The 19,743-nt window shown below is 52.3% G+C and carries 16 protein-coding genes; 7 read left to right on the top strand and 9 right to left on the bottom strand.

Going from position 1 to position 19,743, the window contains the following annotated elements:
- Positions 1-96 precede the first annotated feature (96 nt).
- Together R5268_RS09465 and R5268_RS09460 are read right to left on the bottom strand one after the other, a co-directional pair.
- Entirely contained in the window at positions 97-2,136 is a 2,040-nt protein-coding gene (locus R5268_RS09465) for a TonB-dependent receptor domain-containing protein (RefSeq protein WP_317419274.1), read from the bottom strand.
- A 292-nt stretch (positions 2,137-2,428) separates the two neighbouring features.
- Positions 2,429-3,433, bottom strand: a complete 1,005-nt coding sequence (locus R5268_RS09460) for a substrate-binding domain-containing protein (RefSeq protein WP_317419273.1) — start codon at positions 3,431-3,433, stop codon at positions 2,429-2,431.
- A gap of 98 nt (positions 3,434-3,531) precedes the next feature.
- Between R5268_RS09460 and R5268_RS09455 the strand changes: the two genes are divergently transcribed.
- Positions 3,532-3,864 carry a tRNA-binding protein gene (locus R5268_RS09455; RefSeq protein ID WP_046894382.1) on the top strand — a complete coding sequence of 111 codons (333 nt, stop codon included), beginning with the start codon at positions 3,532-3,534 and terminating at the stop codon, positions 3,862-3,864.
- A gap of 51 nt (positions 3,865-3,915) precedes the next feature.
- Here the strand turns inward: R5268_RS09455 and R5268_RS09450 are convergent, their stop codons facing one another.
- The 4 genes from R5268_RS09450 to galE form a co-directional block, all read right to left on the bottom strand.
- Complete coding sequence (locus R5268_RS09450) at positions 3,916-4,989, bottom strand: galactose-1-epimerase (RefSeq protein WP_317419272.1); 1,074 nt, start codon at positions 4,987-4,989, stop codon at positions 3,916-3,918.
- Between the two features lie 11 nt (positions 4,990-5,000).
- The gene (gene galK, locus R5268_RS09445) at positions 5,001-6,155 is read right to left on the bottom strand and encodes a galactokinase (protein WP_317419271.1); all 1,155 of its coding nucleotides are present in this window, start codon (positions 6,153-6,155) and stop codon (positions 5,001-5,003) included.
- A gap of 13 nt (positions 6,156-6,168) precedes the next feature.
- Complete coding sequence (locus tag R5268_RS09440; RefSeq protein WP_317419270.1) at positions 6,169-7,221, bottom strand: UDP-glucose--hexose-1-phosphate uridylyltransferase; 1,053 nt, start codon at positions 7,219-7,221, stop codon at positions 6,169-6,171.
- Positions 7,222-7,294: 73 nt separating this feature from the next.
- Positions 7,295-8,311, bottom strand: coding sequence for a UDP-glucose 4-epimerase GalE (gene galE / locus R5268_RS09435; protein ID WP_052927700.1), 1,017 nt, complete (start codon positions 8,309-8,311; stop codon positions 7,295-7,297).
- 242 nt (positions 8,312-8,553) lie between these two features.
- On the opposite strand from galE, the gene ebgR reads away from it, so the two are divergent.
- From ebgR to R5268_RS09415, 4 genes are all read left to right on the top strand, one after another.
- Positions 8,554-9,543, top strand: a complete 990-nt coding sequence (gene ebgR, locus R5268_RS09430; RefSeq protein ID WP_317419269.1) for a transcriptional regulator EbgR — start codon at positions 8,554-8,556, stop codon at positions 9,541-9,543.
- Positions 9,544-9,809: 266 nt separating this feature from the next.
- On the top strand, positions 9,810-12,872 hold the full coding sequence (ebgA, locus tag R5268_RS09425) for a beta-galactosidase subunit alpha (RefSeq protein WP_317419268.1): 3,063 nt from the start codon (positions 9,810-9,812) through the stop codon (positions 12,870-12,872).
- Complete coding sequence (locus tag R5268_RS09420) at positions 12,869-13,318, top strand: beta-galactosidase subunit beta (protein ID WP_317419267.1); 450 nt, start codon at positions 12,869-12,871, stop codon at positions 13,316-13,318. Before ebgA ends, R5268_RS09420 begins: the two co-directional genes overlap by 4 nt.
- Before the next feature lie 104 nt (positions 13,319-13,422).
- Positions 13,423-14,889 carry an amino acid permease gene (locus R5268_RS09415; RefSeq protein WP_317419266.1) on the top strand — a complete coding sequence of 489 codons (1,467 nt, stop codon included), beginning with the start codon at positions 13,423-13,425 and terminating at the stop codon, positions 14,887-14,889.
- A gap of 279 nt (positions 14,890-15,168) precedes the next feature.
- On the opposite strand, the gene R5268_RS09410 is transcribed toward R5268_RS09415, so the two are convergent.
- Entirely contained in the window at positions 15,169-15,669 is a 501-nt protein-coding gene (locus R5268_RS09410; protein WP_107679983.1) for a hypothetical protein, read from the bottom strand.
- A gap of 94 nt (positions 15,670-15,763) precedes the next feature.
- Positions 15,764-17,068 (bottom strand): uracil/xanthine transporter, encoded by a 1,305-nt coding sequence (locus tag R5268_RS09405; RefSeq protein ID WP_107679984.1) that lies wholly within the window; start codon positions 17,066-17,068, stop codon positions 15,764-15,766.
- Between the two features lie 108 nt (positions 17,069-17,176).
- Here R5268_RS09405 and ghrB point away from each other — a divergent pair, with 108 nt between their 5' ends.
- Both ghrB and R5268_RS09395 read left to right on the top strand, forming a co-directional pair.
- Positions 17,177-18,154, top strand: coding sequence for a glyoxylate/hydroxypyruvate reductase GhrB (ghrB, locus tag R5268_RS09400; RefSeq protein ID WP_230061327.1), 978 nt, complete (start codon positions 17,177-17,179; stop codon positions 18,152-18,154).
- A gap of 187 nt (positions 18,155-18,341) precedes the next feature.
- Complete coding sequence (locus R5268_RS09395; RefSeq protein ID WP_182107172.1) at positions 18,342-18,749, top strand: hypothetical protein; 408 nt, start codon at positions 18,342-18,344, stop codon at positions 18,747-18,749.
- A 35-nt stretch (positions 18,750-18,784) separates the two neighbouring features.
- On the opposite strand, the gene R5268_RS09390 is transcribed toward R5268_RS09395, so the two are convergent.
- Positions 18,785-19,657, bottom strand: coding sequence for a GNAT family N-acetyltransferase (locus R5268_RS09390; RefSeq protein WP_317419264.1), 873 nt, complete (start codon positions 19,655-19,657; stop codon positions 18,785-18,787).
- Between the last annotated feature and the right edge of the window lie 86 nt (positions 19,658-19,743).

The raw sequence follows: 19,743 nt of genomic DNA, 5'->3' as shown, positions 1-19,743 counted from the left end.
CGGCAAAGTGAGGATATCCCCGGGAGCATACATCAGTATGTGACCGGGGTAGCCGAACGAAGCCAACGCCGCCACAGGGCGAAGAATGACGCGTAATCAGAAATTCAGTTTCAGATTAGCCCAATACCGGCGCCCTTCATCGATCTGCCAGTTCCCGTTAGTATCGATATCATCCCCTTTCTCGTTGGCGATGTTCAGTACTGCAAAGTTCAGCAGGGCATTCGGCATGACCTGGTAGGTCATCCCCAGATCGAGGGTGGTGATCCCGCTGCGCTCGCGCGGCTGTGATGCCCCGTTACGCTGGGCTGCCCAGACTTGTTTACCGGTGTAGTTCGCCTGAGTGTAGAAGTTCATATCCGGGCGGTACTGCCAGTCAAGTCTGGCGTTTGCCATATGACGCGGTGTCATTTCCAGCGGCTGTCCTTTCAGGGATTTGCCGTTGAGTTTTTCATCGTCACTCTTACGTTCTGAATCGGTGAAGGTGTAGTTCAGATTCAGATTCCATTTTTCTGCCACCGGAATACGGGAGGCCATTTCCACACCACGGATATTCGCTTTACCCACGTTGTCGTAGATAAACATATTCAGACCGGTCAGCGGGTCGGTTTGACCGGCAAGCTGGTAGCTGGTCAGCTTGTTCTTGAATTCGGTGTTAAACAGAGTTGCACTGGCAGAGAAACCGGATTCGTGGTCATAAGCAATACCCAGTTCTTCGGTAACGCTGGTTTCCGGTTTCAGGTCACGGTTACCGTACATGATAGCTGCGCCACCCTGAGTCGATGTCCCGAAGCTCGGGCTTAACTCACGCAGTGTCGGAGCACGGAAGGCTTTCGCCACGCCGCCTTTAATAGTGATTTCATCGGTCAGTTTATACACGGCATAAGCACGCGGGTTCCAGTGTTTACCGTAGAATTCGTGGTCGTCCATACGCAAACCGCCGGTCAGCGTCAGATCATCAGTCACACTGAACTCATCTTCCACAAACAGCGCTTTCTGGTCTGCCGTGATTTTCTCAGTGACTGTTTGTTTGTTTTTAATCGCGGAGTCATCTTTCAGTTTTGCATACTGATATTGCCCGCCAACGGTCAGAACGTTGGACGGCAGGAATGCCGTGACTTTACCGTCAACCACGGTGTTGGTGACTTCCGGACGGCGGGCATCATACGCCATCACCCAATCTTCGTTTACTTTGTTCCATTTACCGGTATTGGTTTTACGGACGGTATTTTCCTGGTATACACTCACTTCACTGTTGATTTCATCCCAGTCACCTTTCCAGGTCAGCGCCCAGTGATTGCGATCGTTGTGTACTTCAGATTTATTGTTTTTCTGCTTCAGGCCGCCGCGCTCAGAGAAATCAGCAATGGATTTCCCCGGAGTGGATGTATGTTCCTGCGTGCTGCGGCCGACTTCCGCGAGGAATTTCTGTCCTTCAACCGGCGTAAAGGCCAGTTTGGCGGTGATGTTTTTATCATCTTTACGCGGTGTACCTTCCTGAAGATGGTCTTCACGGCGATAGTTCAGTCCGCCGTACACCTGTAACCCCAGCTTGTCTTTAATCAGCGGGCCGGAGACGTAGAAATCGGTATTCGCGGAGTTGCCGTAATCTTTACTTTCCTGAATGATACCGCCCATACCCATTGAGCCGTGCCATTCATCCGCTACCGCTTTGGTAATAATGTTGACCACACCGCCCATGGCATCAGAACCATACAGGGAGGACATTGGTCCGCGGATCACCTCAATACGCTCAATCGCTTCCACCGGCGGGATAAAACCGGCTTCGTAACCGCCGCTGCCGTTCGGGCGGGATTCGCGGCTGTTCTGACGACGACCGTCCACCATAATCAGCGTGTAATCGCCGGACAGGCCACGGATACTGATATCGGGCTTCATACTGCCGCCGATCACACTGACCCCTTCCACATCTTTTACCATGTCAATCAGGTTGGCAGCCGGTTTGTTTTGTAACTGTTCTTTGGTGATAACCGTAATACTCGCCGGTGCATCGCGCATTTCCTGCGCAAAACCTGACGCGGTAACCACAATGGTATCTTCTTTGTTTTCAGCATAAGCAGCAGCCGCCGCTGACATAACAGCAACAGCAAGCAATGAGCGTTTGAATGAGGCGTTCATATTATTCCCTGACAAGATTGATATTTTTTATTTGAGATATTAAATGAGAATGATTAATCCTATCATTGATACATGCCATTGAGAATATGATCGCAAATGAAAATTATTATCATAATGATAATAAATTGCTGTGACATCGTTAAACCGGAAAGTACTGCTGGAAAGTAAACGGCGGAAATGAAAATGGCGGGACAAAAAAAATGCTGCAAATTCAGACGAATTTGCAGCCTTCTAACAAAGTACCAAAGTAAATAGTGAGGGATAACAGATAAATAAAATTAACACATTCTTGTCAGGAAAATCTGCTCATCACCGAGTGGCGGAGGACCAGCACCGGTGTGTAACACGGCGGACAAAACGGCAGCGTCTGTGAGGACGCCAGCGCCAGTGCCAGCTGAGTTGCTGTCTGAGCCATCATGTCAACAGGATAACGTATTGTGGTCAGGCGAGGTTGGATATATCGTGCGATCATGCTGTCATCAAAGCCGATAACCGAAATATCCTCCGGCGCGCGCAATCCGTTTGCTTCAATCACGGAAAGTGCCCCCGCCGCCATAAAATCATTGTACGCCACCACGGCGGTTACCGGCAGTGATAGTGACAGAATCGCGCTCATCGCCGCTTCCCCGCCCTCTGCCACCGGTTCACCGGCAGCGATATAAACATCCGGCAGTTCACAACCGGCCTCTGCCAGTGCATCCCGGTATCCTGCCAGCCGCTGCGTACTATCCTCAATCGTATGTGATGACGATAAGCAGGCAATATGGCGATGCCCCTGTTTCAGCAGATATTGTGTGGCAAGCTGTGACCCGCGCCGGTTATCCAGAGCAACGCAGCGGTTTTCCAGCCCGGGGATTATCCGGTTAATAAACACCATAGACGGCATTTCCGCCGCATAGCCGCGCAGCTCTTCATCACTCAGTGCTTTGGCATGGATCACACAGGCATCACAGCGGCTGTTCATCAGCAGTTCAATACCGCGCCGCTCATCCTCCTGCCGGTGATAACCGTTGCCGATTAAAAGATGTTTTCCGTGCTGATGCGCCACTTCATCTGCGGCTTTGACCAGAGAGCCGAAAAACGGATCGGACACATCGCCCACCAGCACGCCGACAATATCACTGCTCTGGCTGACCAGCGCCCGCGCCGCCGCATTCGGGCGGTAAGCCAGTTCTTTCATTGCCGCCTGAACCGCGCGGACAGATTCCGCTCCGGCTTTCGGTGACTGATTGATAACCCGCGAAACGGTCGCCACAGAGACCCCCGCCAGTTTCGCCACATCTTTAATGGTCGCCATTCACCACTCCGTTAGTATTTTGTGATCCCGGTACTTGCCATCCGGTGTAACTCTGCTAATTTTTATTATCTTTTACTAAAATTTTACCGGATTTTACTATGGATACTGTCGCTTACCCTGATTTCGCTAAACTGGAGATCCGCACCGGCCGGATCACCGATGTCAAACGTCATGAAAATGCCGATAAACTCTATATTGTTCAGATAAATGTCGGTGACCGCTCACTTCAGACCGTCACCAGTCTTGTGCCGTATTATACAGAGGAAGAGTTACTGCATAAGCAGGTTGTGGTGCTGTGCAATCTGCAAAAAGCCAAAATGCGCGGCGAAACCTCTGAATGTATGCTGCTGTGCGCAGAAACCGATGACGGTTCAGAAAGCGTCCTGCTGACCCCGGAACGCGTAATGCCCGCCGGTGTCCGTATTGTCTGATAAAGCAAAGTTTATCAACGGCCTGAGAGGCTCACCGCTGTGAGCCTCTGTTTAAAAAAACACAAACCGGTACACCGTCACACTCTCCCGCCGCTCCCCCGCCGCTGAAATACCGCTGACCGCATCCGGCCAGTGCGGATGATTCGGCCCGTCCGGGAAATACTGGGTTTCCAGCGCCAATCCGGCATAATCCTCATAATCGCCGTGTTTTCCCGGCTGACCGCCGAGATAATTGCCGGTATAGAGCTGTATGCACGGCATCGTGGTAGCGACTTCCAGACACACATCCCCCGCCGGGGACCAGTATGCCGCAACGGTCTGTTTTCCGTCACACAACGCCGGGTCCGGCACAAAGGCGTGATCAAATCCCTTTGTCTGCCGCTGAGCCGCTTCTGACATAAATCCCTGCGCCAGCGGCCTGCGGACACGCAGATCAAAAACGGTTCCGGCAACCGGGCAGAGTGTACCGTCCGGTAAGTTCTCCGCATTCAGTCCGAGCCGGTTATCTGCCCGGATCTGCATGTCCCCCTCCGTCACTTTCACACCGCTGTTTTCACCGGCAAGGTTAAAGTAAGCGTGATTGGTCAGACTGACCGGACAGGCTTTATCTGTCTGTGTCCGGTATGTCAGGCGGACTTCGTTTTCCGGCGTCAGCTGATACGTGATTTCTGCGGTGAGATTGCCGGGAAACCCTTGGTCGCCGTCCGGTGAGTATAAAGAGAAGGTCACGGAATCCGCTGAGCGGCGGCGGATCTGCCAGCGCCGGTGACTGAAGTTATCGGTTCCGCCGTGCAGGCAGGTGGTGCCTTCATTGCAGGCAAGCGGATAAAACTGCCCGTTCAGGGTAAAACCGCCACCCGCAATCCGGTTGGCAAAGCGTCCGACGGTCGCGCCGAAATACGCAGTCTGACGGGCAAACCCGGCGCTGTCCGCGACGCCGCACACCACATCCCGCACACCGTCCGCCAGCGGAAGCTCACAACTGAGCCAGGTTGCACCGGTGTCAGCAATACTGATACGCATGCCGTTGCGGTTGGTGAGAACCACGATCTCCGCCGGCCGGCCGTCTGCGAACGGCGCGGTTGCCAGCGCCCGTTCATACGGGCGCAACTCCCTATGTGTCATATCACCTCCGTTCAGCGGATCACACCGGCACCGTCAGTGGCGCGGCAGACATAAATATCCGCCGTCAGGCCGGTAATCGCCATGTAATGTGCATTAATCGCCTCTGTAACCGGGCTGACATGTTCCGGTTTCACCAGTGCCACCACACAACCGCCGAAGCCGCCGCCGGTCATACGGACACCACCCTCAAGGCCGATCACATCACCGATAATGGCCACCAGCGCATCAATTTCAGGGACGGTGATTTCAAAATCGTCACGCATGGAGTGATGGGATTCTGCCATCAGCTGGCTGAGGCGCGGTAAATCCCCGTCTTTCAGGGCTTCTGCCGCCGCCAGTGTGCGGATATTTTCACTGATCACATGACGGGCCCGTTTCGCAGTCACAGCATCCAGTTCATGGGCATGCGCGGCAAACTGTTCAGCAGTGACATCACGCAGCGCCGGAACACCGAAGAATGCCGCAGCCGCCTCACACTGACGCCGCCGGGTGTTGTATTCGCTGTCCACCAGCCCGCGTTTTTTGTTGGAGTTAATAATCATCACCACACTGTTTTCCGGCATGGCAACCGCACGGGTTTCCAGGCTGCGGCAGTCGATCAGCAGTGCATGTCCGGCTTCCCCGCAGGCTGAAATCAGCTGATCCATAATGCCGCAGTTACAACCGACAAACTGGTTCTCCGCCTGCTGCCCGTTCAGGGCAATGACTTCGCGGCTGACCGGTAAGTCATACAGGGCTTTGACGGTCTGGCCGATCACCACCTCCAGTGAAGCGGAACTGCTCAGACCCGCGCCCTGCGGTACATTGCCGCTGACCGCAATATTCATCCCGCCGAATGTAAAACCACGTTCTGCCAGGTATTTGATTACGCCGCGGATATAATTCGCCCACAATTTATTGTCGTGGTATTCGATCGGTTGTGAGAGATCAAACTCATCGCGATCATTATCATAGTCCGCCGCCACCACGCAGACCTTTTGATCCTCACGCCGCGAAGCGGCCGCCACCGTACCGAAATCAATGGCACACGGCAGGACAAAACCGTCGTTATAATCTGTATGTTCACCAATCAGATTCACCCGGCCCGGTGCCTGAATCAGCATGTCAGGGGATGCGCCGAAGCACTGCTCAAAGGCATTTTGTGCCTTGCTGATAACTGTTTTCATCGGAAACCTCAGATTATAAAGGGGTTTTAAAATGGTGGTCGCTGACCGCACGCAGCCGTTCTGCGGCCTGCTCCGGTGTCAGGTCACGCTGGCTTTCCGCCAGCATTTCATAACCGACCATAAATTTGCGCACTGTCGCGGAACGCAGCAGCGGCGGGTAATAGAGCGCATGTAACTGCCAGTGATCCACCGGTTCGCCCTGCTGAAAATACGGGGCAAAATGCCAGCCCATCGAGTACGGGAAAGCGCAGCGGAACAGGTTATCGTAACGGCTGGTCAGTTTTTTCAGCGCAAGTGCGAGATCATCCCGCTCCTCACCGGTCATCTCTTCCATCCGGGTGATCACACGGTGTTTCGGCAGCAGCAGGGTTTCAAACGGCCACGCCGCCCAGTACGGCACCACCGCCAGCCAGTGCTCTGTTTCCGTTACGGTGCGACGGCCGTCTTTCAGTTCCGCCTGTGCGTAATCAAGCAGCAGATTACTGCCGTGCTGGCGGGAATAGTCGCGCAGCAACCCGTCTTTGCGGCTCAGCGCATCGGGCAGAAAATCACTGGCCCAGATCTGGCCATGCGGATGCGGCTGCGAACAGCCCATCAGCTCCCCTTTATTTTCAAAGAGCTGAACCCAGAGGTATTTTTCCCCCAGTTCCTGTGCCTGCGCCTGCCAGGTATCAATGACCGCGCGGATTTGTGTCACCGGCAGTTCCGGCAGGGTTTTGCTGTGATCGGGGGAGAAACAGAGCACACGGCTCAGTCCGCTGACGGCCTGTGTCTGAAATAACGGGTGTGTGTTTTCCGGCTGCGTACAGGGCTGCGGCCTCAGTGCGGAGAAGTCATTCTGAAAAACATAGGTGCCGGTATAAGCGGGATTGGTGTCACCGCTTACCCGGGTATTTCCCGGACACAAAAAACAGTCCGGGTCATAAGCCGGTAAATCTGCCACATCAGCGACTTCATCCCTTCCCTGCCACGGGCGTTTCGCCCGGTGGGGGGAGACTAAAATCCACTGTCCCGTTAACGGGTTATAGCGGCGGTGAGGGCAATCAGACGGATCAAAAGTCATCATAGATACAATTCTCTCTGACGATGAAACGGGTTAGCGGTGATTGTCCTCAGGCGTTACCGGTTTTCTTACTTCGTCAGTCTGCGTAACCTTCCGGGTTCTGCTGCTGCCAGCGCCAGGAGTCCTGCGCCATATCATCAACAGTGCGGACAGCGCGCCACTGCATATCACGGGCGGCTTTTTCCGGGCTGGACCAGCATTCAGCGATATCGCCCGGACGGCGATCACACATGGCATAAGGGATCGCTTTACCGGCCGCTTTACTGAACGCCGCGATCATTTCCAGCACACTGGTGCCTTTACCGGTGCCCAGGTTATAGATATGCAGCCCGGCCGACTGTGCCACGGTCTTCAGTGCCGCGATATGGCCATCCGCCAGATCCATCACATGGATATAATCACGCACCCCGGTACCGTCAGGCGTAGGGTAATCGTTTCCATAAATACTGACTTTTTCGCGGCGGCCGATAGCAACCTGAGTAATATACGGCGTCAGGTTATTCGGAATACCTTTCGGATCTTCACCCATCGTGCCTGTCGGATGCGCCCCGACCGGGTTGAAATAACGCAGCAGTGATACCGACCAGTCATTATCTGCGATCAGCACATCACGCAGAATACGTTCAACCATATATTTACTGGTGCCGTAAGGGTTTGTGGTGTTGCCGACCGCGGATTCCTCAGTGATCGGCACACTGGCCGGATCGCCGTAAACCGTCGCGGAAGAGCTGAAAATAATCCGTTTTACCTGCGCCCGCTTCATGCTGCGCAGCAGAACCAGCGTACCGTTAATATTATTGTCATAATACTCAACCGGCTTTTCCACGGATTCACCCACGGCTTTCAGGCCCGCGAAGTGAATGACCGCGTCGATGCGGTGTTTGGCAAATACGCTGTCAAGAAAGGCTTCATCACGGATATCCCCCTGATAAAACACAGGTTCTTTTCCGGTAATTGCAGTGATCCGCGCCAGAACTTTTGCGCTGGCGTTACACAGATTATCCACAATAACCGGTGTCATGCCTGCATTCATCAGCTGTACGCAGGTATGGCTGCCGATATAGCCCATACCGCCGGTGACAAGAATTTCCACATATACCTCTCAGGCTTTGTAATGTATTCAGAGAAAACCAAAGTATAACGTGAGGACGGGGAAGATTCTAACCATGAATACTATTTGAGTCCGTGACAGCGATCGTATTTGTGTAAACGTTTACACTAATGCGCTGAATGGTTTTTACTAAAACGTTCTGTGCTACTATAACCAAGAGTTACTGCCTGAATTAAGCCTGTTGCCCTGCCGCAGTTTCCGGCCGGAGGAGAAAGAACAAAAGAATGGCCACGCTAAAAGATATCGCCCGGCAAGCCGGTGTCTCACTCGCAACCGTGTCCCGGGTGCTGAACGATGATCCGACACTCAGTGTGAAAGAAGAAACCAAGCTGCGTATTCTGGAAATCGCCGAGCAGCTGGAGTACACCGTTTCCGCGCAGCGCCGTCACTCTCCGGGCAAACGTCAGACGCAGCGTCTGCACTTTCTCGCGGTTTACAGCTATCCGAAAGCCGCTGAAATTAATGATCCTTATTATCTCTCCATCCGCCACGGCATTGAATTGCAGAGTGAACGGCTGGGTATTGAACTGACGCACGCCTATGAAAATAATCTGCCGGAGACTGTTACCCGTCCAGACGGTGTGCTGCTGATCGGACACGGTGCCCGTGCGGTACTGACAGAGGTACAGGCACTTTGCTCTGCGGTCTGTTTTATCGATTTCAGTGATCGCCAGAGCGATTATGACGCGGTGGATATTGATCTCGCGTACATTGCGCAGTCCGTGACTGATTTCTTTATCGCACAGGGTTATGACCGGATAGGCTTTATCGGCGGGCAGGATTCCCCGGCGGCGGCAGATATCCGTGAAGTCGCTTTTACGGAATACGGCTCACTGCGCGGTGTGGTACGCGGGGATGATATCTATCGCGGCGATTTCTCCAGCGCATCCGGTTATGCACTGGCGAAACAGATGCTGGCAAAAGAGAGCTATCCGAAAGCCCTGTTTGTCGCCTCGGATTCCATTGCCATCGGGGTGCTGCGGGCACTGCATGAGCAGCATATCGCTATCCCGGAGGATATCGCCCTTATCAGTGTTAATGATATTCCGACGGCCAAATTTACCATTCCGTCGCTGTCGACCGTCCGTATCCACTCAGAGGTGATGGGCAGTCAGGGCGTGAATTTGCTGTTTGAACGTCTGCGTGACGAGCGGCAGGAACCGCTTCAGGTCTTTGCCGCCTCGCGCCTTATTCTGCGCGGCACCACGAAGTAACACACCTTCCGTAAGATTCTGACGGCAGCCTTTCCGGGCTGCCGTTTTTCTTTCAGTAAAATTTTCCTTCTGAAAAAATGACCACCTTTTACACAATTTATCGCTTCAGCTCACAAGATTGTGCCGCTGATACGCTGAATATGTGATCAGGTTAAATATCTTAGTTTTACCCCATAGTTTTTAGTAAAACTTTTACTAATATCCCGTTAATGATTGATCTCATCCGATAGCCCGCAGTGATTGCTGACTATAAAGAAGGAGCTTCTGTGAATAACTGGGAAAACTATACCCTGCTGCATGAAAACCGCCTGCCGCCGCGTGCGTATTTCTTTGCCTATGATAACGATGCCGCCGCACGCACGTATCAGCGCGAACTGAGTCAGGGTTTTAAACTGCTCAGCGGGCAATGGCAGTTCCGCTATTTTGATCATCCGCTGCGCGTGCCGGAGGCGTTTTACCATACGCCGATGACAGAGTGGTCATCCATTACTGTCCCGAATATGTGGCAGATGGAGGGCCACGGACAGCTTCAGTATACCGATGAAGGCTGGCCGTTCCCGATTGATGTGCCGTTTGTCCCGTCAGATAACCCGACCGGTGCTTATCAGCGCGCATTTACCCTGGATGAAAGCTGGTCGCAACAACACATCATTATTAAATTTGACGGTGTTGAAACCTATTTTGAAGTCTATGTAAACGGCCACTACGCCGGATTCAGCAAGGGCAGCCGCCTGACCGCTGAATTTGATATCACCGCGTTTGTCAGCACCGGGGAAAACCTGTTATCGGTCCGCGTTATGCAGTGGGCGGACAGCACGTATATCGAAGACCAGGATATGTGGTGGATGGCCGGTATTTTCCGTGATGTGTATCTGATAGCACAGCCGACGGTACATGTCCGTGATCTGACTGTCCGCACTGATTTTGCGCCGGATTACCGCAGTGCCCGCCTGACCGCATCCGCTGAAATTTCAGGCTCCGCAGCCGGGACGCAGATTGAGGCTGTTTTGTATGACGGTAACACCGTCTGTTTTTCGCAAAAAACGACTCTGACCGCCGGTGAGCAGACCGTTACATTCACCGCGGATATGGATTCCCCGCGCTGCTGGAGCGCAGAAGATCCGTATCTGTATCACCTGCTGATCCGCCTGTCGGACAGTAACGGCAATCTGCTCAGTGTGATCCCGCAGCGCGTGGGATTCCGCGATATTAAAATCTGCAATGGCCTGTTTTATATCAATAATCATTATGTGAAATTACACGGCGTCAACCGTCACGATAATGATGAACAGAAAGGCCGTGCTGTCGGTATCCGCCGGATGGAGCAGGATCTGCGGCTGATGAAGCAGCACAATATCAATGCCGTCCGTACCGCCCACTATCCGAACGATCCGCGTTTTTACGAGCTGTGTGATATTTACGGTTTATTTGTGATGGCGGAAACCGATGTGGAAACCCACGGTTTTGCCAACGTCGGCAATCTCAGTCAGATCACCGATGATCCGTCCTGGGAGCCGGTGTATGTCGATCGTATCCGCCGCCAGGTGCATGCACAGAAAAACCATCCGTCCGTGATTATGTGGTCGCTCGGTAATGAATCCGGTTACGGCTGTAATATCCGCGCTATGTATGATGCTGCAAAAGCCATTGATGACACCCGTCTGATCCACTATGAAGAAGATCGTGATGCGGATGTGGTGGATATCATCAGCACCATGTACTCCCGCGTGCAGATGATGAATGAATTTGGTGAATATCCGCATCCGAAACCGCGCATTATCTGTGAATATGCCCACGCCATGGGCAACGGGCCGGGCGGACTGAGCGAATACCAGGCGGTGTTTGACCGCCACGATGCTATTCAGGGACATTTTGTCTGGGAATGGTGTGATCACGGTATTCTGGCGCAGGATGAACAGGGTCGCCCGTTCTATAAATACGGCGGTGACTACGGTGATTATCCGAACAACTATAACTTCTGTATGGACGGCCTGATTTTCCCGGATCAAACCCCGTCCGCCGGGCTGAAAGAGTACAAACAGGTCATCGCACCGGTGAAAGTGCGCGATTTTGATGCGAACAGCGGCGAAATCATCATTGAAAACCGTTTTTGGTTCAGTACGCTGGCGGAGTGTCAGATCCGCGCTGAATACATCGCTGACGGCGATATTATTCACAGTGAAATCTTATCACTGCCGGAACTCACCTCCCGTGAAAGTGCACGTGTTGCCCTGAATCTGCCGGAGGCCGATGGGCGCGAGATGTTTGTGAATATCATCGTCACCCGCCTGAATGCCACCCGTTACAGTTCCGCAGGACACGAAATCGCGGTTTATCAGTTCCCGCTTGCGGCGGCGTCCGCGCCGGTTCTGCCGTTTATCCGCCATGATGCGACACCGCTGACTATCTGTGACGAACGGCTGGAAATGCATATCCGCGGCTGTGATTTCACCCTCACCTTCTCAAAAACTGACGGTAAATTAATTCACTGGGAAAACCGCGGGCAATCCCTGCTCACCACTGCACCACGGATGCGTTTCTTTAAACCAATGATTGATAACCATAAACAGGAATATGAAGGTTTATGGCATCCGGCACACCTGCAGATCATGCAGGAACATTTCCGGGGTATGGAAACGGCGCAGGAAAACGGCCATGTGATTGTCACGGTGAACTCCGTGGTGGCCCCGCCGGTGTTTGATTTCGGCATGCGCTGCACTTACCGCTACAGCATTGCACCGGACGGCCATATTGCGGTAACACTCAGCGGCGAGCCGTACGGCGATTATCCGCATGTGATCCCGTGCATCGGTATGGATATGGGCATCGATGCCCGCTTTGACCACGCGGAATACTACGGACGCGGGCCGGGCGAGAACTACGCCGACAGCTGCAAAGCCAACCTTATCGGCCGCTATCAGTCACCGGTCAGTGATCTGTTTGTCAATTACCCGTTCCCGCAGAATAACGGCAACCATCAGGACACCCGCTGGCTGGCGCTGACGGACAATCACGGCAGCGGCCTGTTTGTGCGTCCTGATCAGCCGATTAATTTCAGCTGCTGGCCGTGCCGGGGGGAAGAGATCCACCGTGCACAACATCAGCATGAATGGCAGCCGGACGGTCATATCACACTGAACCTTGATCATGCCCTGACCGGGCTGGGCTCGAACTCCTGGGGCAGTGAAGTCCTCGACAGTTACCGCGTCTATTTCCGCCCGTTCCGTTTCGGATTCACTCTGCTGCCGTTCACTCAGGGCGACTGCCGCGCGGAAACACTCGCCACACTGCGCTTTTCCGGCGCAACACACTCAGGAGGCGAAGCATGATTCTGTTTACTGATTTAACGGATTTTCAGTGTTTTTTCCGTCAGGGCAAAAAATGGCAGCGTTGTATTGAGGCCATCAATAACCTGCCCGGTATCCGCCCTGATGTGACTTACTCAGTCGGTGATTCACTGGTATACCGCCTTCAGACAAAGGCGGACCCGCAGCCGGATTTCCTCGGCAAACGCCGTTACTTTCAGGTGCATTACTGGCTGGAGGGGGAAGAAAACGCAGAATACGCCGCCAAATCTGCCCTGACACCGGTGGGTACTTACTGCGATGAAACTGACCGCGAAACGCTGCGCGGCAACGGGGAAATGCTGCACTGCAAACCCGGCAATGTGCTGGTGTGTGAAAATCACGAGGCATACCGGTTCGCCTGCACCGGTGATGTCCGCAAAGTGGTGCTCACCGTGACCATTGAAGACGGTTATTTTCTGAATAAATAACCCGTTATAAATAGTTAATAAATAAATGTGCGGGGAACCACCCCGCCTTCACCCGACAAAACAGGGCTCTGTACCCGCCCGCGTCGAGATCCACGGAGAACGCTATGTCCACATCCGCGCGTAATACCATCGGCAAGTTCGGACTGCTGTCCATGACTTTTGCCGCTGTATACAGTTTTAATAATGTTATTAATAATAATATCGAGCTCGGGCTGGCCTCTGCGCCGATGTTCTTTATCGCCACGATTTTCTACTTTATTCCGTTCTGTCTGATTATCGCAGAGTTCGTTTCTCTGAATAAAAACTCCGAAGCCGGTGTGTATGCCTGGGTGCGCAGTGCTCTCGGCGGCCGCTGGGCCTTTCTCGCCGCGTATACCTACTGGTTTGTGAACCTGTTTTTCTTCACTTCATTATTGCCGCGTGTTATCGCCTATGCCTCTTACGCGTTCCTCGGCTATGAATATATCTTCACGCCGGTCACCACCGCGCTGCTCAGTACCATACTGTTTGCATTCTCCACTTACGTTTCCACCAACGGGGCAAAACTGCTGGGGCCGATGACCTCTGTCACTTCCTCGATGATGCTGCTGCTGACCTTCTCCTATATCGCACTGGCCGGTGTTGCACTTGTCGGCGGAATTCAGCCTGCGGACCCGATCACCGTGGAAGCGATGACGCCGGACTTTAACTGGGCATTCCTTGGGATCACCGCGTGGATCTTTATGGCTGCCGGGGGCGCGGAATCTGTTGCCGTGTATGTGAATGACGTCAAAGGCGGCAGTAAGGCATTCGTAAAAGTGATTATTATCGCCGGGTTATTCATCGGTCTGCTTTATTCCGTCTCTTCGGTGGTGATTAACGTGTTTGTGCCGCGTGAAGCACTGAAATTTACCGGCGGCTCTGTGCAGGTCTTTGAAGGGTTATCTACCTATTTCGGTCTGCCGGAGATCCTGATGAACCGCTTTGTCGGCGTGGTTTCTTTCACGGCGATGTTCGGCTCTCTCCTGATGTGGACAGCGGCACCGGTCAAAATCTTCTTTGCTGAGATCCCGAAAGGTGTCTTTGGTGCCAAAACGGTTGAACTGAACAAACACGGTGTTCCGGCACGTGCCGCCTGGATTCAGTTCCTGATTGTGATCCCGCTGATGTTTATCCCGACGCTCGGCTCCGATACCGTTCAGGATCTGATGAATACCGTCATCAACATGACCGCCGCTGCTTCAATGCTGCCGCCGCTGTTTATCATGCTGGCGTATCTGAATCTGCGCCGCAAACTGGATCATATCCCGCGTGATTTCCGCATGGGCTCACGCACCACAGGGATTGCGGTAGTTTCCCTGCTGATTGTAATTTTCACTGTCGGTTTCCTGGCCTCCACCTTTCCGACCGGTGCCAATATTGCCACTATCCTGTTCTATAACGTCAGCGGGATACTGATTTTCCTGGGCTACGCCTGGTGGAAATACAGCCGTTATGAGAAAACCCTGACCGCAGACGAACGGAAAATCGCCGATGCCCCGACCGCGCAAACCGCGCTGGAACGCGGTGAACAGTCCGTTGAGAATATCTGATTATTCTTAACATACAGAAAAGCCACCTGACGGTGGCTTTTTGCATTTATGAATTTCTGACTTTATGTAACAGGGTGATGGCCGATAAAGAAATGAAAAGCATACGAGCCATGGATGGCGAGCCTGAGCTTACAGGGACGTATTCACAGCGACTTTTCATTTTTACCGGTTATCGCCGGAATCACCGATGTCACAATCCACCTCTTTCGTTATCAACCCGGGGCTGCAAGACCCGTTGCGGCCAACACAGCTATGGACGGAAGGATGACGCGTGTACACTCAGAAGCGCGGTGGCTGCAACTCCGCAGGTACTACGTCGGAAGTTTTGATCAGATTAATAAAATCAATCCCCTGCGGGCTGAAAATAAACAGCGCATAACCGGTGGCCATTTTAATATCGTCGTTACGGGCAATCCCCGGGAAGCCCGGCATCGGGCCACCCTTTTCAACCTGCTTAATCAGCCCCACCTGGTCGATCATTACACTGCATGCCAGCTGGCCGTTCATCTCTTTTTTATCCATCCGCACCATATCGCCCTGATACGGACGTGAGGTGAAATGATCGACGCCGTTCTTATCTTTTACTGCCACACCATACTGATTGGTGGATTTATCCAGCAGCGTCAGGGCGATATTCTGTGATTCTCCCTGTAACGGAAGCTGATAAATACCGGTGAAATCCGGGCAGTTTTCCTGTGTCTGCGCCGGTGGCAGGGGCGCGGCACAACCGCTGAGCAAAATCGGAAGCAGTGCGGTTGCCAGCCAGAGTTTGTGCGTCATAAATATCCTTTTGTCAGTGCATTTTCCGGAGCCGGAACAGACACAAAGTTTATCACAGTTTCCCGCGCATCCGGAAAAATGCCGCAGAATAGCGTTACTTTACCTTATCCCAGCGCACCAGACTTTCTGATAATACCGCCAGTAAAATTGCCACCAGCATACCGTTCCCCAGCATCGGACGCAGCAGCACCGGCAGATCACTGATAAACACCGCTGGCGGATTGATCAGAAAAATACCCACAAACAGCGGGATCGCCAGCCGGTAAATATTGCGCGCATTCAGGGAAATTTTGTCCACAAAAGCCAGCGAGGAGAACATCAGCGGCAGATAGGTCGCCAGCATCACGGCACTGCCGATGGCGAGCGGCAACCCGCTGAAAAAGAGCGTGACCGGCGGAATAAGCCCCATCAGCAGAAACAGCACACTGCCGACCACCAGCGATGTCCGGCTGCTGTCATTGGTCTGCGTGATTAATCCCACCGAGGAGACAAACGGTGCAAACGGTACTACCGCCAGTGGTGCTGTCAGCAGCGTCACCGAGCCGGTGACAATAAAACTGCGCCGGAACAGGACGTTATTTTCCTGCAATTTATCCATGTAAAACACATCTGTCGAACGGATCGCACCGAAGGTATTACTGATATTCAGAAGCCCGGTCAGGATACAGGTAATAATCACACCCCAGCGGAATTCAAACCCGTCAGTACTGCCGAGCGGCAGAAATTCCCATGACGCAGATGCCACATCCCGCGCCGGCGGGGAAAACAGCAGCACATACGCGCCCCAGCCCAGCAACACGCCAATCAGCAGCGCATATTTGGCTACCGATACCGGCGCATACACAATTACGCCCAGCACCAGGATCAGCGTTGCCAGCGCCAGGAAAAAGACCGGGTAATTCACCGTGGCATCCGGCGGCATAATACCAAACGGCAGACCCAGCATCCCTTTCAGGAAGATAGACACCAGTTGTGCGCCTATCATAAACATAAACACCGCCATCACCGCCGGGTTAAAGATCCGGGCGATACGGGCTCCCGCACCGGTAAAGCCAATCACCAGTGTGATAAGTCCGGCACAGGCAATCCCGATAGCCAGATTAGCCCCGGTGACGCCCGCTGAAGTACCGAAAGACGCCTCTGCCACCGCGATCCCCAGAATGGTCGCCCACCACAGGCCGGTCGGCCCTTCCATAATGGCGCGCTGGTGGCCGGTAAATACCTGTACCAGACTACCGAGCGCGGTGGCAATAAAACTGTATTGGGTGATAGTCAGTGTGACGGCATCAGAGAGATGAAACGCAGATTGCAGCGTCGGCGGGATCAGCACCGTATTGCAGAAAATAAAGAAATACCACTGAAAGCCGGACAACCAGTGGCTTTTTTGCATTTTTATCATGGGATAACGCCTTTCGGATGCTGTGTCAGATTTATTGTTAATATAGTGATAATGATCATACTATCAAAGAGAGATTATTTTGTGAGTTTTTCACTCAGAGAGGTCATGATGAAACCATCCGTACTTGTTTACCGCGATATTCCTGACGATATCCTCACCCGCCTGTCCGCTGAATGCGATGTCCGCCGTGTGCCGGAAATTGATCCGGCCATTGACCCGTCAGTGAAACCGCTGCTGGCCGGAGCGGATGCTATCCTCGGTTCCGGCGGTAAAATTGATGCCCGTTTTCTGGCAATGGCTCCTAAACTGCGGGTGGCCTCCACCATTACCGTCGGCTATGACAATTTTGATGTATCAGCTCTCAGTGCACGGAATGTGGTACTGATGCATACGCCGGATGTGCTGACAGAGACCGTTGCCGACGCTACTATGGCGCTGGTGCTGGCGACAGCACGGAAAATGATTATCAGCTCTGAACGGGTGAAACGCGGCGAGTGGACGGAAAGCATCACGCCTGACTGGTACGGCTGCGATGTTCATCATAAAACGATGGGGATCGCCGGGATGGGCCGCATCGGTGATGCGCTGGCGCGCCGGGCGCACTGCGGATTCGGCATGAAAGTACTCTATAACGCCCGCTCCCGTCATGAAAAAACGGAAAAAGCGTATCAGGCCGAATACCGTTCGCTGGATGCCCTGCTGGCAGAATCGGATTTTGTCTGCATCACACTGCCGCTGACAGCGGAAACCCGCCATTTATTCGGCCGTGAACAGTTTGAGAAAATGAAACGCAGTGCCATTCTGGTTAATATCGGGCGCGGTGCCGTGATCGACGAAGCCGCACTGGCACAGGCACTGAAAGAGAAAACCATTCTCGCCGCCGGTCTGGATGTTTTTGAGCAGGAACCGCTGCCGCCGGATTCCCCGCTGCTGTCGCTGGATAATGTCGTGCTGATGCCGCATATCGGCTCCGCCACCCATGAAACCCGCTACGCCATGGCTGCCTGTGCCGCCGATAATATTCTGCGCGCCCTGAAAGGTGATGTCAGTCAGAATTGCGTCAATCCGCAGGCTCTGCAACAGTAATTTTCCTGTCTGAACACAGCAGATTATCTTTACCGGATAATCTGCTGTCTTTATAAATCCCGGTTCACTATAAAAACATTAATTATTATAATTATCAGATAAATACGATAGCATTTTGACCTGAAACACTTTATTCCTGAGTACAGATATTTGAAAATAGTACAGGCAGTGTATTAAAGGTCAGCACATGAAAAAAATCAGATTACCGCTTCTTTGTATTCCTGTTTTTCTTTTTGGCTTATTTCTGTTTTTTCATGAAACGGGGCGCATCATTTATCATGAATCCGATACTTACCGCTATTATATGTATACCGACAGCGGGATACGTAAAGCACCGCGGATTTCAGAGAATTATCAGTTTGAATATATCCCGACAGAGGGAACAATATCTGAAATGAGCAGTATTATTTTTCATGATGCAGGGGATTACACCCCCCTGAAAGATTATCTGAATAATACCGGCTATTACCTCTACCGAACTCAGGATCAGGGACAGAATGAGATCTGGTTATCCGCACAGAATAAAAAAGTCCTTTATTCTCTGCACCGGGATAAACAGGGAAGATTTATCCGCCTTTCCCGCAGTTCTATATAAAAAGACGGAGATACCGGGATAGTCGGTCTTGTTCGTCAGAATGTAATTGAACGACCGACACTGACAGGATCACACCAGCGGGTCTTATATTCCCCCGACATCATGCCGTAAGAATAGGTCACCGGCGCAGGCAGTTCCGCTGTCAGACAAAGATTACGCCACATCAGCATAGTGCCGACGGAATATTTACGTAAGCCCATATCATAACCAATGTTCAGAAAATCAATAAATGTTCCCTGTTTTGACGACGTGGAGAGTAATAACTGAATACCCACCGCTTTACCGTCAAAAAATGCAATTTCCCCGAAAAAATGATTATAGCAATGATGAAAAAGTGCGCGGATAACCGGATCATTCTCCACTTCATGCTCCCGCCGTTCGGCATATAACCGGAAGTAAGTTTCAAATAAAAAATCCGGCCCTACCGTGCTGACATTTTCAAATGACCCGCCATCCGCCATAAATTTACGGATCTCTTTTTTCCGGGTAGCTTTGGTTTTAGCTGAAAAAGCAGAAAGATCTTTTGAAATGGCCACATGACGCCGGGAGAACAATGAGAATGAGCTGTTATAAAACTGACGGCATTCCGTACTCAGGGATTTTGTTTTAAACGGCAAAAAACATTTAACGTTTTTATTAAAAGGCAGCAGGATGGAATAACGGGGAAAATACATCCACTTCAGACTGTTTTCCGGGTTTTTATCGTCATTTGCCAGCCAGCCATTATCTGTGCAGACCGCACCTTCAATAACACCTTTTTTTGTATAGGCGTAAAAATCCGGCTCAGCGCCCTGCGCCATAGCAAACTTAATATAGTACGGTGAGGTTTCCGCGTTATAACCGAATTTCTCACAACAGGCTTCATAGTCACTGAAGCTGCATTTTTCCCATCCCAAAAATTTCATCATACCCGCAGCGTTCTGATCATTAATGTCATTATGTCCGCCATTCTAATTAAACCGGGTACAGGTGCAACTAATAACAGATAACCGTT

The organism is Morganella sp. BCCO 40_0007 (genome assembly GCF_032989665.1).
Classification (GTDB): domain Bacteria; phylum Pseudomonadota; class Gammaproteobacteria; order Enterobacterales; family Enterobacteriaceae; genus Morganella; species Morganella sibonii.
This window is presented reverse-complemented; position numbering and strand designations above follow the sequence as displayed.